Here is a 16,117-nt window from a genome sequence, read left to right as displayed (position 1 = left end):
CACGCGATGACCTTCATTCATCCGGCTACGACACGCCGGTCATCACCGGCTCGTACACCACTCTGCTGGACGCAACTGGGGAGAACTGGCACCGTGACGAATTGACCACCAAGATAGAGTTCAACCTACGCCCATCCGCTTACGATCAGAGATCTTCAGGGTCACCAATGTCCGATAAGGCACCGCGGCACAAGCCTGCAGAACGGATGACAGCGGAACAGCTCCGCCGAGCAGCCGACGCTTGCCGAGACCTCGACGATCCGACGTTGATGGCGAAGGCTTGGGACGAGCCACCGCCGCCCGATATGCAAGCTTCAACAAACACACCGCGTCAATTCGGCCAGCTACAGAATCTCTCAGTTTCCGACACCTTCGATAATCCGCTGCCTGACGTGGAAGTCGCTGCGTGGGAAGCCGATTGTCCCCTTAGGTCCCAGACTCCAACGCGGGCGTCCGCCTTACGAAATGCAACGTCGCAATTGTTACTCAATGGCCGGCGCGCCCTTGAACACCCCGGACTTGTCGTTGGACAGGTGCATTGTGAACGTACCGCGCAGCCAGGGCGTGTTTGGTGTTGTAATAGGAGACTCGTTATGCAGCCGGATCAGCAGATGATAGAAGCACTGGTCAATTTGGCGACGAACGGCGTGCTGGACCGCATCGGCAACCGTGCCAAGCGTGCGCGGAATTGCGGCAGTGGGGACTGCACCCGCACCATCCTGAGCCGGGGAGCCCGTTTGTCGGCGACGACGCCGCTTTTAAGGAGGCGTATCCCTTAGTGCCGGCGGGGGATGCGGCGGTTGTCCGTTATCACTGGATCTGGGGCATTCTCAATGAATCTGGGGCACGACGTCAGTCCCAGGGGTTGACCAGGTCGACGCCCGTTCCGTCGAAGTGGCGAGTATTGCGGGTAGCCACAGTTGCGTGCCGGGACGCGGCGATGCCGGCGATCTGCACATCACGAATTTCCACCGCACGCCCACCTCGTTGTTGGGTGGCGGCGATGGTCCCAGCGGCAAACGCAGCCGTCAGGTCGAAGGATTGCACACGACCATCAAGGTCTTCGTCGAGGAGTTGAGAAAAGATCTCGTCGAGCCGCTTGCGTCGGCGGCTTGGCGTCAAAAGTTCAATTCCAGTGCGTATCTCGAATACTGTTACCGATGTCGTCCAGATTGATTCGGTGGGCTGATTATCGAGCCATTCCACGACGGCCGGATCGGGTGTGTCCCGCATCAACGCGGAGAGCACATTGGTGTCCAGCACGATCATGATTCGTTGAACTGTGCCGGCTGGACGGGCTGTCCCCGCAGTTCGGGTATGTCCTCGGTCAGGCCCACGCCTTTGAAGCGTGACGCGATACGAGACCCGAGCCGCCCAGGCGGATTATCGACGTGCCGGACTGCGTTCCGTAAGATCTCGCGCACCTCCTCCTCGGTGCTGCGACCGTGTTGACGGGCTAGTCGCTGCAATTTGGCCTTGGTGTCGTCCTCAAGTTGACGGATGAGAATCTGCGCCACAGAGCGATGCTATCACGATATCGTTCAGATAGTGCGTTGACCTCGCCTTCATTGAGAATGCCCCAGATCCGGTTATAACGGACAGCGGTCACCGAGGAGTGTTTGATTCCGATGATGAGCGCCACGGAGAACCTGTACGCGGCCGCGTTGCTCGTAGATCAACGGACGACGACGAGGAACCTCTACGCGTCGTCCATAATGCAACTATGCCGTTCGGCGATGGAGACATCGGCGCGAACCATCTGGTTGCTCAGCGACCCCGACAGGAACGTACGGCGGGATCAACGGGACGCGGATTCGCTCGTGCCCGAGCGCATGGAGCCGACCATCGCACGGTGGATGAGTCTCTACGCCTAGGTGGCTCGGACGCGCTCGCCGATCTTCTCGTGGTGACGTTCGCGGCTTATCTGTAATCGTGTCACCCGCGACGGCTCGCGCCGCGGGTTGCGCATGGGCCCACTTATGGCTGTTGGAATGGCCACGGATTTGGCCACAGAACACGGTGGAACCGATGCGAACAAGAGGGACGGAGCGTCACAGCGGGAACGGCTGAACCTCGCTGACGTGCAGCTATGAGACCGTGCGCACTGGAGGAGACGGTGACCGGTTAGCTCATACCTTAGAGGTCGAATCGTGGCCAGTGAGCGGCGTCGTTGGCGGCATTTTTGCGCGAACATGCTGATTCAACGGCTCCAACCGCGAACCGTAGGCCAGGCCTGGTGGCTATCAGGTGTAGCTTCAGGGTGTGTTCTCAGGTGTTTATGTGGTAGCGTCTCAGGTAGATCAACGTGGAGGTGCGATATGCCAGTCTTGACCGTCTCTGCGGCGCAGCGGCTTGATGATGAGGCAGCGACGCTTTCGATCCGCGAGATCGCCGCGTATCTGCAAGAGGCCGTCGGCCAGCGCGTCGCGGCGGCGATGGCGGGCTTGGCTGACGCCAAGCAAATCGGCCGCTACGCGCGCAAGGGCGGCCCGGAACCTCACGGCGCGACCGAGCGCCGGTTACGTGAGGGCTACAAGGTCGTCAGGATGCTCGTCGATGCTTACGACGACAAGACGGCGCGGGCGTGGCTGTTTGGCACCAACACGCGCTTGGACGATCGCGCGCCGATCGAGGTGCTCGGTGCGGCGGTCGACACCGCGGAGTTCGCGATGGTTGTCCGGGCTGCACGGCAGGTCGCCAGCTTCCAGTCGTGATCGCGGCGCCCGAGCAGGGGCGAACCCTGTGGCGGGTCGGCTATTACGCTGACCCGCTCGGCTTCACTCCGCTGGAGCTGTACCAGTTCAGTCACCGTTTCGACGACGTCTACCGCCGGTTCCGCACGCTCTATTGTGCTGACTTGGCGGAAACGTGTCTTCGCGAGGTGCTAGCCGACTTCCGGCCGAACCTCGGCGCGCTGCGCCGCCATGTTGAGCGCTACGGACCTGAGGCTGCCCAAGACTTCACTGAGAAGCCGGTCACTGCGCAGTGGCGCATACAGCACGCCCTCGTTCCCACAGTCCTGAAGCTCGATGGCCCCTTGATCGATCTCACCGACGTGCCCACACGCCAGGAGATCGAGGATCGCCACGTCGAACTGCTGCTCGAGCACGACCTGCAGCACCTCGATCTGCGCGAGATCACCACCAGTCGCCGCGCCATCACGCAGACGATCGCCGCGGACCTTTTTGACCGAGGCGCCGGCGCCGTCCGGTTCCCGTCCCGCCTGGACGGCAACGCTTGCGTCGCACTCTTCGAGGGGCGCGGCACCGCGAGCTTGGCCGGAGACCCCATCGCGCTCACCGACCCGCCGCCCGAACCGCTCCTCAACGTCACCACGCCGTGGGGCCTAGTGCTTGAGCCAGCGCCGGTGAAACTGCTCTAGATTGGGATGCGCGCGGTGGTGCCCATCGGACCACACGCAAGCAAATTGGACTGCATCCAGCCTTTCAGTTGCGGTCGATAGTTCAGTTGGCGTCTCTATGAGATCCGCCGGGACCGCCGCGCTCTGTTCGGTAAGCGAAAACCATCGCACTAAGACTTCGCCCAAGTCCGCTTCTACCGACCAAGTAACCCGATCGGCTTGCCACGCAGATTGGGTTATCTCATGGGGCCAACATGGGGCCAACGAGCCAGACCGACTGATCCAACACGTCCGAATGCCGGTTGCGCTTCTGGTCTGACCGGCTGAAACACATTGGTGTAGGCCAGAACTCCGCCTGAAAAGCGGAAGGTCGGCGGTTCGATCCCGCCCCTGGCCACCGGATTGTTTACGCAGGTGAGAAGCGTATAAGAGTATGAACGTGGCGCCGGCGGGGCGGCCATGCGGTCCTTCTATGGGGCCAAATGGGGCCAGGTTGGGGCCGCACGACCTGGTTGCCGTCTGGCGGAAGGTCAACCAGCGAGTCAGACGCACGGCAATGCTGTCGAATTGCCCGTCGGCGCAGGTGTCGGCGGTCACCGTGATTCCCGCATGGCCCATCGCCCTGCAGCAACGGTTTGAGGTCGGCGCTGGCCCTGCCTGAAAGCGATGTGTGGGGACCCCATTGGTGTGGTGGATGCCAACGTGAGCGTCCGGCACCGATACACCGCGCCCGTTTGCCGCGACGGCGTGCCTCTGCGGGCTGCTGCTGCTCCTCGTCGCCTCCGCCGCGCGGCGCCGCCGCGAGAACTCGTTCAAGCCACGCTATGGCGCAGATCCAGACTGGGCAGAATTGTGCTCGGTTGAATCGTGCCGAGATTCAGGCTGAGCCGAGATCCGGCCAGTGCCAGGGAATTACGTGACGGACAACGGCTCAAACCTGGAATAGGCGTTGGTCATCCGTTGTGGAGCTGTTTTTCATGGATAACAGCGGTATTCCATGATCCATATCTAACTGGACTTGCCGGATTAATCGCTCACTCACCCGGCAGAATGGTGACATGACTACTCCGCAGGTGTGGGTGTCGACCACTTTCGCGCGAATCGAGTATGACGGCCAATCCCCAGGCGAACACTGGGAACTCGTCGGCACGATCAACACCAATCAGGAGCGCGACTTCTACACGTACATCCAAATTCTCCTCGGGCTCAGGCAAACCACTCGCGGACGGCCCGAGTTTTACCTGGACGGAGATCCGGTCAGCAGTTGGGTTCAAGCCACGCATCGAATGCCCTTCTGGGTCGCAATCGACCCTTGGGGCGAAATGCGCCCACATATCCACGGCGCTCGACCCACCTACTTCGTGAGCACCGGGCAAGCTGTTGTCACACAATTGACTCGGCGGGCACCTGAACCCCATCCCGGCCTCGCCGTCAAACCGGTCAAGGTTCCGATTCGCTTGAAGCGAACGAACGGCGAAGTCTTCGCAAAATGGGAGAAGACGGACGCCTGACCGGCGCCCACGACAGACCGCCAGCGCGCAGAGAATCGCGAGGAACTCTTGACGTTTTCGATGCTATAGCTCGGTGGGCGTTTACCCGAATCGGCTTGCTCTGTCGGCTCGGGTGGGATGGTAACCGCCACCGGTCCATTCGCCTGTGGCAAGCCAGATTTCATAGTGGAGTAGCCATTCGGCTGTCCATGGCACGATAGTGGTAGCGAGGAGCATGCCGTGCTGCCATTCGCCAGGAAAGTAGAGGCAGAGTTCGTTGCCCGAATAGACGTGGGGCAGGTGGGTCGCGCCGGGATGGAGTGCGAGAGTCGGTTCTACGATATGGACGTGGGGCGGTGTCCAGTGCGTGTATTGCATTCGTGCACTGTAGGTTTGGCTCGCCGGGGTGGGCTGGATCGGCACGATGCAGTCGAGTTGACCGCGCTTGATCCGTCCGCGGGCGTCGGGGATTGCTAATCGTACAGCGACGAGGTGTTGCGCCAGGTTAATGGCTCGGGTCGGGGTGCTGGCCATAGAAGTTGTGGGGAGGGACGGCGATCCCCGTCGCACTGGGTGCCAGCAGTCCGGTGGTGCCGAGGCGGAGTGATCGGTTTGTGGTGTGGCCGCGCATCCGCTGGCCGTATTTCAGGGTCGACTGCCGTATGGGCTCAGCGCCGAAGCTCTGCGCGAGCTGGGAGGCGACGGTCTGCAATCCCTTGCCCCGCAGGCTCAGTGCGTCGTCCAGGGTGTCGGCGAGGTCGCGTTGCCAGGCGTAATACGCCTTTCGGCGTTCCGGGTACTCCTTCCATTTGTCGACGAAGTTTTCTTCCTCGTGGGCGGGGTTGGCGACCCAGTTGACGCCGTTGCGGTCCTCGATGTAGCGGTTCATGCCGGCCAGCGCGTTACGTGTGGCAGTGAATAGGTCCGTTTCCCCGCGGTAGGCCTTGGCGGCCAGTGTAGTGATGAGGATCGAGGGAGGACGGTTGTCGGGATCGTCGGCAAAGTAGAGCATGCAGTGCCACTTGAGGACCTGTACGACGCGCTGCAAGGTGGTGCGGAATTCCCAGATGGGGACGTCCTCCACGTCGACGCCGCGTTGGGCTGCTGCGGTGATCACCTTGTTCTGCAGCTCCTGTGACCGTCTCCGGAACCAGTTGGCGTAGCCGATCGGGTCGCTGTGCTGCCAGTGGAACAGCTCTTTGTCGGTCAGCAGGATGCCGGTGGGCAGGTACTCGAGATCGGGGATTGCGGGCAGGACGTCGAGGTGGAACCCGTTGACGGGGTCATCGAGTGTCCAGCAGCGCCGTCGGGATTCGCAGGTCTTCAGCCCGCCAGGGTGCCCGTTGCGTTCTTTCCAGTCCAGGTAGCTGTGTAGGAGGTCGCCGACGTCTTGTTTGAGGCGCGCCTGGGTGGTGGCTTCCTTCGCGAGGAGCATCAAGAAGACCAGGTCGATGTCGAAGTCGCCGGTGAGGCTGTGCGGCCGCACGACTGTGCCGAGGCGGAATGAGCCTTGCGGGTATACCCGGCAGCGGTGTTCGCCATGCTCGGCCAGCCAGTTCCCGACCTCTTCATAGCTGGCGATGGCGAGGGCCTGGAGATGCGGTGGTATGTCGAGGGTTTCGACGGCGCCGCTGAGCAGCATCGACAGCATCTGTTCCATGGTGTCCATGTTTATTTCTCCTTGGGGGAGTGGTACGGGATGTATTGGGGGGCTGCGTGGTCGGCGAAGGTTCGGGTGAATTCCGGTGATGTGAGGCGGCTTTCGTGTCCGGCTCGGCCAATTAGGCCGTCCGCGTCGACCGAATCGAGCTTGACGAGCCCGGTCGGCACGGTGGAGTTGACCCGCAGTACATGATCCTGTCCCAGGAAGTGGCGGATCTGCTTGGTGGCGCAGTCGCTTTGGGCACGCATGAGTACATCGACGGCGTCGAGGGCCCACGGGATGAGTCCGCCTCGGTCGAGCCGCCGGCTGCGGTGGGGCAGGTCGGTCGTCGTGCCCACGCTGAAGATGCGCACAGCCTCAAGGGGTAAGCCGAGCGGGCCAATGGCCTCAGTGAGAGCCACCATGGATGGGTTATTCGCCCAGATACCGCCGTCGATCAGCCGCGCGCCGGCGAGCGCCTTGCCGGGGAAGTACGTAGGGGCAGCCGTGGTGGCCATGGCGACATCGACGGCCTTCTCACGCCAGTCGCGGACCAGCGTTGTCAAATGTGGCGTGCGGAACAGATGGACGTCATCGACACCGATGTCGTACGAAGTGATGAGCAATCGCTTCGTGCTGTGCCCGAACAGGCGATCGCCGAGAACCTCTCCAAGGGCGGCGCGCAGCGGCGCGGCGGAGTATTTCGTGCGCGAAATCCGTCTCAGCGACCGCAGCCGGGTCCGGTCCCGGAAGATCCGTGGACCATGTGCGACGTAGAACTCCAGGATGTCGCGCGGTGTCATACCCAGGCCCAAGCCCAGCGCGATGATGCCACCCGTGGAGGTTCCGGCGATCAGATCGAAGTGGTCAACGATGCGGATCCCGAGGTCCTCTTCAAGGCGCGCCAGCACCGCGGCCGTGTACATGCCGCGCAGGCCTCCACCATCCAGCGACAGGATCTGGAAGCGGCCAGGGGTCATCGGGGGGTCAGGCATCGGTGTCGTCAATGCTGCCTCCCCAGGGCGCTTGGTATATCCTGCACTTAATTTTAGCACATATTATTCTGTATCGAGTTCTGAGGGCGAATCCGCGAATCGCGACGAACCTGCAGCTAGGATGTACTCATGCGAGGCTCAGTAGCCTTCACGCAGTGAAGTGCAGGACTAATGGATGCATCGACGTTCGAACCGATCCGGCTCCGCGTCGGCCGCGAGCTGATCGGACTCAGTCAGAACCAGTTAGCTACCAAGGTCGGCTTGTCCCCGGCGGCGATTAGCCAGTTCGAGAGTGGGGCAACTCGGCCCAGCCCGGAAACCCTTGGTGCACTGGGTGCCGCCTTGGCCGTGCCGGTGGGATTCTTCGCTCGCCCTCTCGCCGAAACACACGAAGGCTTTTTCAGGGCGCTACGCCGTACCAACGTGACGGATCGTCGCCGGGCACGTGCTGTCGCCCATGTCGCGCATGATCTGGCCACCGCCGCGGCAGCAGCCGGCAGATTTCCATCGCTCGACGTTCCCAAGCTTCGGGTAACGGCCCTAGATGCTCCGATCGAGGACATTGAAGCCATCGCGCACCGCGTTCGCATTTCATGGGATCTGCCACGCGGTCCCATTGATGACGTGGTGCGACTTCTGGAAGCGCATGGCATCGTCGTCACACGGCTTCCGCTCGACAGCGCCGACGTCGATGCATTTTCGCTGCCTTTTCCCGATCATCCGGTGGTGGTGCTGGGTAGCGACAAGGCTGATCGGGCGCGATCCCGTTTTGATGGCTCCCACGAGCTTGGCCACCTCGTCATGCACGGTGAACAGATCTGGGGCATGAAGCAAGTCGAGACCCAGGCACATCAGTTCGCCGCGGCTTTTCTGATGCCCGCCAATGAGATTCGCGATCAACTACCAACAACCGTCGATTGGCCACGACTGTTCGCTCTCAAGCAGTGCTGGCAGGTGTCCCTCGCAGCACTGCTGATGCGAGCGCGCACTCTTGGCCGTATGAATGAGCGCACCTACTTGACTGCCGTCAAAACGGTGTCAGCTCGGGGCTGGCGTCGCCTCGAACCGGTACCACTCGGCGCCCCGGAACGTCCCGATTTGCTCACGAGTTTTCTTTCCACAGCCGAGGGCCGGAGAATCCGCAACGACCTTCCCGGCCGCGTGGTTGACAGCATTGCGATCGCTAACAATGTTGCCTAGCAATGAAAACGGCTCGGTAGTGGGAGAGTTTGCTTGCAAGCCCCGCAGTGAATGGGCGATGCCGGAAGCGGTAGCTCGTGATCGAATAACAATAGGATATCTATCTAATTTCGCGAAACATGATGCCACACAGCAGGATTGACCGTACATAAGCGTCACAGTGACGTATCGACTGCCTACCGGGCCCTCCGGAGCATCGCAGTTGATTCTTGTCACCGGTCGGCCCGTGCATCTTCGTGGGCATTGGCTGCGCGGAGCGCCTCAAGATACTGCGCGGGTGAACGCCAAGGATTGTTGGACTCGGCCAGCGCCTGATGTATCGAGGGGTCCGGGGTGGACGCGGAGTGGGATAGGTCAGGCATCAAACGCTAGAAGGCCAAGCGGCACAGCGGCTTTCTACTCACATTGGCGCGAGTGCTAGCCGCCTACGGCGTCGGCAGACCGGCAAGCCAGTCCATCAGATCCCCTGGGCGCCGAGGAAGGAAAGTCTCGAAGAACTTGAGCTCGCGGCTGCTCACCAGCTGGTTTCGGGCGGCCTTATCGATGAAGGCCGCATCGCAATAGGGCATCGCGATCGCGAGGGCGTCGATGTCCTGAAGGTCGTTCGTCGTCCATGCGTGGCGACGATCGCTGTGGTATCGCTCCTTTACCGACGCGGCGACGCGGGTTGAGGGCATCCCGTCGTTGAAATTCCTTATCTTGGCGAGGCATTCAGACTTCGGGGGATCCTGGATCTCGAGAATCTGGGACAGCGCCAGTCCCGTGGCTGTCTGGGCCCGGTCGACCAGGTGTCCGAGCTCGACGTACAGCTCGTTGGCGTTGATCACGTCGCGCAACTTAGTCTGCCGAAGCGCTGGATCCGCATCCAGCTTGCTGACGAGGTCGTTCTCCCGCTTGGCCCGCTGCTTGAGCATGTCGCGCCAGCCGTCGAGGCTGTATCCGGCCCGGAGCAGGGCGGGGTCATCGTGGTCGTCGGGTCCGGTGACCAACTGGCGCATCGCCCACCGATTCAGGCTCGCCATTGGGTCAGCGCCTGTGTCTATACCCATGTCGTGACAGATCTTTTCGGCCCACCACGATGCTTCCTCTGCGGTGGTTCCGTCGAAGACGATGCCGCCCTTCTTGCCGAATGCATGCAGCATGTGCGTTCCGACAAGCGGGATGTGGCCCTGCGGGGCGATCGTCATGGTCGGCAGATCGTTGAGCGCGGCTTCGAACTCGAGCTCCATGATCTGGGGGCGTCCGAGGAGGAAGTTGAACTCGGACAATTCCTCCATCACCGCTACGACGTCCCGGCGCTGCGCGACGCTGGCGATTTTGTAGATCTCCAGGACGTGCGTCGACGACAGCGGGAACATCGCGCGGCCGTCGGCCAGCGCCTGCCGACAGGCCGCGAAGAGGTCCTTGTAGCCGGGTGGAGCGGTCCCCACCGCGACTTTCGCCAGGTTGATGTAGGCGAATGTGTCCAGGTACACGAGAGCTGGCGGCCTGGACGGCAGGGCCAGATCGCTGGGCCAGACGACGCCGGCGCGGACTCCGTAGGCAGTGGGCAACAGCCCCATCCCCTCTTGCGCATGGCTGAACGTCGACAATGATCCTCCGTAAAGGAGGGACGGCGCAAACTATTTTCGCGGTGGTCACCGCGATGTTCTAGAACGGCACCCGCATGATGTCCCGGCGGTCCCGGTTCGTGATCGGCCGCCGCCGACCGCAAGCGGCGGAAGCGGTTTCCCTGGGGCTTCCAGGTGGGTGGAACGCCAACAGCGCCCAGTGGCTGAGGGTCGCGGCCATCAATTCCGCGATCGATGCCCCGCGGTGGCTTGTCCCAGGCGAATCTCCTAGTCAGGTAGCGGTTTTGAGCAGAGGCCACCGACTCGTTGAACTATTGCTGGCCGCAGTGACTGATCTGGCCGGCCACCGCGACTTCCAGGAAACCCCCGCAGGCCGCGAGTTCGGCGATGTTGGTCATCACCGGCTCGAGGCTGCGCGCGGGTACCGACAAGCTGTGTGCCGCGGCGCATTTCGCCCCGCTGATCAGATGTGCTACACCACCGGGAAGGCGTATGCCGGACGAATCCCTGGGACTCCGGCCCATCCTTTGCACTCGATCCAGACCCAGCAGTAGTCGGGCGGTTCAGCCTCGTCGCAGTAGAAGTCGCTGACGATGCCTGCTCTGCACGCACGAAACCGTCGTGGTTGCTCTTCACGACCGTGCCGCAGCTCGGCGCGGCCTCACGGTCAGGGCCGCTCATGCAGAGCATCAAACTTTGGGTTTCCTCAGTGGCGCGCGGTGCGCCCGAATATTTCCGACACCCAACACGCTGACACCGTTAGGCTTAGCGGCTATGCATGATCTCGACGCGATCGATGAGGAACGCCGGCTGTCGAAGGCGTTGCGCTGGTCGGTCCGCGAGCACGGCGGTGAACCTACGAGCGTAAATGGGCTACTCGACGAGCGACTTTCTTGGTCTCGGGGTGCACAGTGACGACGCCACCGGCACCGCAGTCAACACCAGTAGCGTCATCACCGTCGCCGACACGGACGATATGGCCCGGCATCGGGCGCGGGCTAGCCCATGAGGATCTCCCGAAGCATTTGTTCACCGTGGCGGCTATGCACGCCCGACGCGCGCTGGCCGCCGCTGAGGAACCGCTCGATCAGCTCGACCGAGCCGCCTCGATAGGCACCTCCGTTGAACTGTTGGCGAAGGCGGCACTCACACTAATCTCACCGACGCTGATCGCTGAAAAGGATCCCAGGACTCTCCTGATGTACTCGGGCGTGCAGGTGCCGGGTATGTCGGCGCACGAAGCGAAGACGAAACTGGTTGGGGACTGTTTGCTGATCTTGAAGCACTCACATTCAGTGAACTTCAACCCTCAAGCGGACCAAAAGGTGCTCACCGTAAGAAATCTCGCGCTGCATAGCGGTCAGGTCGATAACACGGCGTTCAATGAAGCGCTCACGATCATGACCCGGTTGAACGAGGAAATTCTCGGAGTCATCGCGGCCCATGACGCCACTCTCGACCGAGCCACCTTCTGGGGCGCAGACTTGCTCGCTCAGGTCGACGAGAGACTCAAAGAGGTGCAGCAGGCTAGAATGCTTGCGCTAGAAGAGCTTAAAGCCGCCGCCAGGCGCATCTTCGATCGTCTAACACAGATGGGCTTCAGCGACGACGCACTCCTAGAACTCGCCGACCGAGACCCCGGGATCGACGATCCGGCCATGAGTAGCGCACCAGACTACGATCCTGAGCGACGTGAATGTCCAGCGTGCGGATACAACGGATGGCTCGGCTACGGTGTGACACACCGGGGCACGATGTACACTGAAACTGACGACATCGGTCATGATGCCTGGCACCTCGTCGATGTGACTATCGAGGCCCGCCAATTTGCTTGCGGGGTATGCCGTTTGGCACTACCTGCCGACTTACTCGATCTTGAGGGTATGGACGATGTTCGTGACATCACTCTCGAGGCCACGCAGGAAGAAATCGACGCGCGCGAGCAATACGAAATCGACAGCTATCTCGAGGACGAGTATCGGCGAAGGCAAGAAGAGGGCTGGCACGGTTGAAGCACCAGACCGCGACAACCTCGAACTAAGGCCGTCCGCGTTGCCTGGGCGATGAGGTGTGAATCATGGCGAACTTTAAGATGACGAATGAGCGCCTGTTAGTCGACGAACTCAATCTGCAGCTTCAGTACGACAAACCGATCACAAGCACGGGTGCCACCATGACGTTGCCGGCCGCATCGGCAGACCTCACCGACTGGATAACCGATAGCCGTCAGTTCGTATCACAGCAGTATGCCGACTGGAAACAGGTGATGGCTGACTTCAGCGCCAGCGTCAAAGAGACGGGACCAAAGTTGACCAGGCATGTCGAGACGATTACGGCTCAGATCGAACTACTGTTTCCAATGCTCATAACGTCGACTCCTCCCGCAACGCCAGCATCGCCCATCGCGACCTTCCTACGAAAGCTACTACCGCACAACGTCTCTGATGGCATCGCTCAATCGGTCACTTCACGCCTGGAGAAGTTGATCCCCCATCCGCCTACGACAAAAGTAGAAGTTCACTTTACTCTCGACGTCAATGTGCGCGAAGCTATCCGTCTAGGCCTCGAACAGCTCAGCGTCGAATTAGCCTCCCATGGAGCTATTCTCGCTGCATGGCACGACCTTTGGACGTCCGCTGACAATGTGAAGCGTCCCGTGGACCAGATAGCATTCCGCCGGGACACGCTTGCCGCAATTGCCCAGCGCAGAAACCTAGATGTATTTGGGCCGTTCGGCCTATTCGCAGACTTGCGCGGCCTCGTTGGGAACTCCTTCGACAGGGTCCAGGAGGAGCTCGACACGGAGGCTGGGGTCCAGCATGCTCCGACACTCACCAAAGACAAAAGCAAGGAACCGCTTTGGCGACGATTGCAGCTTTGTGGCAACGTTCTCACTCGCGAGCCTGAACGCGCCGACTGCATCGTCTGGTTACGACTCGAACCTGCGACGTTGCCGCAGAATGAGGTTAGCCATGGCCAAGTCACGTTCTACAACGCTGCATTTCTAACTTCTGCGATCGGAGATCCGTCAACGGCTGGCAATTTCAAGGTCTCGCCGGTGGAGCTGCTCAACCTCCCCCCAGCCGAGGCGGCCCCATTGCGCAAAGGCGACCAGGCCTGGGAGTCAGACTGGCGCCAGGCGTATGCGCGAGTCGTATTGCCTAACATTGAGATCCACGCAGCAGAATCCCGAGCCAGGTCGCTCGTTGAGGCGCTCAAGGTGGCAAACCGAACCGAGAAGGGCTCTTGGCAGACCATGAACGGAGCGATTCTCTTTGTCGGCAGAAGTCCTTCTACCCTCCTTGATTGGGGCCCAAAGGAAGACATTCCGGACATGTACTACCCGGATCACGATCGCTTCGGCTACGACGTCGAGCAGATGGCGCCGAACAAGCGGACGCTTGATGCGGGCTCTCTCCATGATCTTGAGGATGTCATTGCGATGGACAGGACGTTGTCGCTGGCGGTACGCGAAGGTCCTCAGGCTACGGTCATGGCCGCGGTGCGCGCTATTGAGCACATGAACACCTGGACAACCGGTGGGAAGACGTACTGGTCCGACTTCGTGTCTGACTACTTCAAGAAGGCCCAAAGTCGCAGTCGTGTAATTCATTTCATAAATAACTTCTCAATACTCGCAATCAAGTGGTGCGTGAATGACATCAAGCCAGATGCTGCCCTGAGGCAGCGCATCAACCAAATTCGTTCCGCGATAGAGAGTTCTATGGGACCGCACACGGCATACGACCGCGTCGCGGCGGCTGGCCATGTCGTCGAACTGCACAAGATCTATGCCGACGCCGACCACAGGCTAGCGAGAGGACTGGGAGAGCTCGAAAGCATACTGGAAACTCCGACTTCGATGTCCAGGCACCTAGATGCAGAAGGCGAGACGTTCGACCGCCAGCTGCGTCGACTGAAGCGGTTGCGCAACTGTGCGATTCACGGAGGGCCTGTCTCAGAAGCCGGTTGCCAATCGGTATCGATTTTTGCGCAGACGCTGGCGTACCGGTGCCTCAATGAGGCGTTGAAAGCACTGTTAATGGGTGCGACGATACCGACGCACATGGAAGACTACCGCGAGGATAGCCTGGCTCGGTACGACCGGATTCAACGCAACGGTGTCATCAACGACTTCTTCTTGAGCCAACCCGCCTCACCCTCCGGGAAAACGGCAGCCTTGAATCACGCTACACCCCTGCGCATCTTACGCAGCACCGTTTTCGGAGTCACCGTTTTCAGAGTGACCGGCGCGCCTGCCCTACGTAGCCCCTTCGTGATCGATGCGTACTCCCGCTCCCGTGCCGAATAGTGTTCGGGTGACTCGAATTCCACACCGCCGCGGACCGGCATTCCTGGCCAAGTTCTCGTGTCTAATCGCGCTGCTGACTGCCGCGGCTGCGGCATGGAAGTAGACGTTGGGGATGTTGGTGCCCCAGCAGGCGGCGCTCGACGCGGACGAAGCGGAGAAGGCGGCTGCCGCGGTGCGCGCCGACCAACAACACGAATGGGTGCGAGCACGCGACGAGCGTGGCTGTACGGCGAATACCCTCCCGCGACGTAGGCTCGGACTCTGTGCTTGATCCCAGTAGCGGCACGTCCGTCGCCGCGCTCATCGTCTCGATTTGCAGCGCAGCAGTCGCGCTCCTCGGTTTCCTGGCCAATCTCGCACTCTACAAGCTCTCCGGAGCGCGGCTCAAGGTCCAGCTGGTGTTCTGCTACGCCGATGAGGGCGGGCGACAAACGTGGAGCACAATGGCACGTGGACGGCCCGCCTTCACAGACATCGCCCGATCCGGGATGGACCGCATGTCTTCGTTCGGCATCGAGTATGGCCGAATAAGAGTCACCAACGTTGGCCGCACAGCGGTCTCGGTCGAGAACATCTCCTACGAGGTCCGGCGCCGCTATCGCTGGACCCCAAGGCGACGGCGCTCAACACTCCAGCCCTGGCAGTTTCTTCAGAAAGAAACCGATCCGAAGGATCTGAAGCTCGACCTGTCGAACCCCATCCGCCTCGAGCCCGGCGGCCATGTCACTGCGGAGCTCTACCTGTGGCCAACTCTCGCCGCCCACAACCACGGCACCGGCGCCATCTCCGTGCGCGGATCAGCCCACGCGGTAGGCCGCAAATGGGCCACACGATCGAAGCGGCGTTCGGCCTGGAAGATCCCCGCCGGCTCCTCCACCTACTTCACCGACGTCGACGTCACGCCTGAACTCAGAGCATTCCGCGAACTCTGGTTCCACAGACACCGCGCACGAATTAGTGCCTCATGGGCGCTGATGATGTACCGCGAGATCAACAAGCGCCTCGCCGAAGGAGCGACCGGCGAAGAAATCCACGAATACCTCGATGAGGGAATGAGGGGCCTCGACGACGACAGCAAGTTCATGGGCAACGTCATGGTGGCCTTCAATGTGTATCGCGAGTACCACACGGAGACGCCGCCACCGGCGCTCGGCCGCCTACAGCGAGCACTGTACGGCCAGACAGGCATACCACCCTGGCGGAAATCATCTCTGCAACGTTGATAGCGGCTCGAAAGACCGCCTACGCTCGAACCCGTGCCCGCACCTGACATTTTCAACTTCGACGACAGCAACCTCGCTACCTACGACCCGAAGAAAATCAACAGGGTCCTCAGCGAGCAGCCCGCGCTGTACATCAACCATCTGCGCATAGCGCGCAGCATCGCAGGATGGGCCGACCGGCTCGACGCGGACGCGACAACCTCAGGTGCAGAGTTCCAGAGAGGCTACGCCAAGGCGCTCCGCGAAATCGCCGCGCATCTGCGCCAGGCGGACTACGTCGAGGGCGGCCCGATGATCGTCGAGCACTAGCGCAGCTTGAAATC

Annotated in this window: 15 protein-coding genes, 1 tRNA gene and 1 pseudogene; 11 read left to right on the top strand and 6 right to left on the bottom strand. The window is 61.3% G+C overall.

Annotated elements, in window-relative coordinates:
- Positions 1 to 779, top strand: a pseudogene (locus AWC08_RS37700) (hypothetical protein); the annotation flags it as partial.
- 73 nt (positions 780 to 852) lie between these two features.
- On the opposite strand, the gene AWC08_RS27775 reads toward AWC08_RS37700, so the two are convergent.
- Complete coding sequence (locus AWC08_RS27775) at positions 853 to 1,269, bottom strand: type II toxin-antitoxin system VapC family toxin (RefSeq protein WP_007168492.1); 417 nt, start codon at positions 1,267 to 1,269, stop codon at positions 853 to 855.
- Positions 1,266 to 1,517: a FitA-like ribbon-helix-helix domain-containing protein gene (locus tag AWC08_RS27770; RefSeq protein WP_007168493.1), complete on the bottom strand. Its 252-nt coding sequence runs from the start codon at positions 1,515 to 1,517 to the stop codon at positions 1,266 to 1,268. Before AWC08_RS27770 ends, AWC08_RS27775 begins: the two co-directional genes overlap by 4 nt.
- Positions 1,518 to 1,631: 114 nt before the next feature.
- Here AWC08_RS27770 and AWC08_RS27765 point away from each other — a divergent pair, with 114 nt between their 5' ends.
- The 5 genes from AWC08_RS27765 to AWC08_RS27750 all read left to right on the top strand — a co-directional run bounded on the left by AWC08_RS27765 (position 1,632) and on the right by AWC08_RS27750 (position 4,872).
- Positions 1,632 to 1,874, top strand: coding sequence for a hypothetical protein (locus AWC08_RS27765; protein WP_231588680.1), 243 nt, complete (start codon positions 1,632 to 1,634; stop codon positions 1,872 to 1,874).
- A gap of 444 nt (positions 1,875 to 2,318) precedes the next feature.
- Positions 2,319 to 2,714: a hypothetical protein gene (locus AWC08_RS27760; RefSeq protein ID WP_007168495.1), complete on the top strand. Its 396-nt coding sequence runs from the start codon at positions 2,319 to 2,321 to the stop codon at positions 2,712 to 2,714.
- Positions 2,711 to 3,382: an RES family NAD+ phosphorylase gene (locus tag AWC08_RS27755; RefSeq protein WP_007168496.1), complete on the top strand. Its 672-nt coding sequence runs from the start codon at positions 2,711 to 2,713 to the stop codon at positions 3,380 to 3,382. The genes AWC08_RS27760 and AWC08_RS27755 overlap by 4 nt, the downstream gene beginning before the upstream one ends.
- 317 nt (positions 3,383 to 3,699) lie before the next feature.
- Positions 3,700 to 3,758 (top strand) — tRNA-OTHER (locus AWC08_RS36160).
- Between the two features lie 661 nt (positions 3,759 to 4,419).
- Complete coding sequence (locus AWC08_RS27750; protein ID WP_036428428.1) at positions 4,420 to 4,872, top strand: hypothetical protein; 453 nt, start codon at positions 4,420 to 4,422, stop codon at positions 4,870 to 4,872.
- An 81-nt stretch (positions 4,873 to 4,953) separates the two neighbouring features.
- On the opposite strand, the gene AWC08_RS39910 is transcribed toward AWC08_RS27750, so the two are convergent.
- Genes AWC08_RS39910 through AWC08_RS27735 form a run of 3 tightly spaced genes read right to left on the bottom strand, consistent with a single transcriptional unit; the run spans position 4,954 to position 7,500 of the window.
- On the bottom strand, positions 4,954 to 5,385 hold the full coding sequence (locus AWC08_RS39910; protein WP_008253491.1) for a type II CBASS E2 protein: 432 nt from the start codon (positions 5,383 to 5,385) through the stop codon (positions 4,954 to 4,956).
- On the bottom strand, positions 5,357 to 6,520 hold the full coding sequence (locus AWC08_RS27740) for a nucleotidyltransferase domain-containing protein (RefSeq protein WP_008253492.1): 1,164 nt from the start codon (positions 6,518 to 6,520) through the stop codon (positions 5,357 to 5,359). The genes AWC08_RS39910 and AWC08_RS27740 overlap by 29 nt, the downstream gene beginning before the upstream one ends.
- Positions 6,521 to 6,522: 2 nt before the next feature.
- Positions 6,523 to 7,500 (bottom strand): CBASS cGAMP-activated phospholipase, encoded by a 978-nt coding sequence (locus AWC08_RS27735; protein ID WP_151458148.1) that lies wholly within the window; start codon positions 7,498 to 7,500, stop codon positions 6,523 to 6,525.
- Positions 7,501 to 7,659: 159 nt separating this feature from the next.
- On the opposite strand from AWC08_RS27735, the gene AWC08_RS27730 reads away from it, so the two are divergent.
- A complete protein-coding gene (locus AWC08_RS27730; protein ID WP_008253494.1) occupies positions 7,660 to 8,688 on the top strand; it encodes a helix-turn-helix domain-containing protein in 1,029 nt (342 codons plus the stop codon).
- A gap of 425 nt (positions 8,689 to 9,113) precedes the next feature.
- On the opposite strand, the gene AWC08_RS27725 is transcribed toward AWC08_RS27730, so the two are convergent.
- Positions 9,114 to 10,280, bottom strand: a complete 1,167-nt coding sequence (locus AWC08_RS27725; protein WP_136244620.1) for a hypothetical protein — start codon at positions 10,278 to 10,280, stop codon at positions 9,114 to 9,116.
- A gap of 1,022 nt (positions 10,281 to 11,302) precedes the next feature.
- On the opposite strand from AWC08_RS27725, the gene AWC08_RS27720 reads away from it, so the two are divergent.
- The 4 genes from AWC08_RS27720 to AWC08_RS27705 all read left to right on the top strand — a co-directional run bounded on the left by AWC08_RS27720 (position 11,303) and on the right by AWC08_RS27705 (position 16,103).
- Positions 11,303 to 12,271 carry a hypothetical protein gene (locus AWC08_RS27720; RefSeq protein WP_036428439.1) on the top strand — a complete coding sequence of 323 codons (969 nt, stop codon included), beginning with the start codon at positions 11,303 to 11,305 and terminating at the stop codon, positions 12,269 to 12,271.
- A 65-nt stretch (positions 12,272 to 12,336) separates the two neighbouring features.
- Positions 12,337 to 14,571 carry a hypothetical protein gene (locus AWC08_RS27715; protein WP_008253497.1) on the top strand — a complete coding sequence of 745 codons (2,235 nt, stop codon included), beginning with the start codon at positions 12,337 to 12,339 and terminating at the stop codon, positions 14,569 to 14,571.
- 263 nt (positions 14,572 to 14,834) lie between these two features.
- Positions 14,835 to 15,794: a hypothetical protein gene (locus tag AWC08_RS27710; protein WP_008253498.1), complete on the top strand. Its 960-nt coding sequence runs from the start codon at positions 14,835 to 14,837 to the stop codon at positions 15,792 to 15,794.
- A gap of 33 nt (positions 15,795 to 15,827) precedes the next feature.
- Positions 15,828 to 16,103: a hypothetical protein gene (locus tag AWC08_RS27705; protein WP_008253499.1), complete on the top strand. Its 276-nt coding sequence runs from the start codon at positions 15,828 to 15,830 to the stop codon at positions 16,101 to 16,103.
- Positions 16,104 to 16,117: the final 14 nt, after the last annotated feature.

Origin of the sequence: Mycobacterium gordonae (assembly GCF_002101675.1) — a bacterium.
GTDB lineage: Bacteria > Actinomycetota > Actinomycetes > Mycobacteriales > Mycobacteriaceae > Mycobacterium > Mycobacterium gordonae.
Note: the sequence above shows the minus strand (reverse complement) of the source record. Positions and strands in the feature narration are given on the sequence as shown.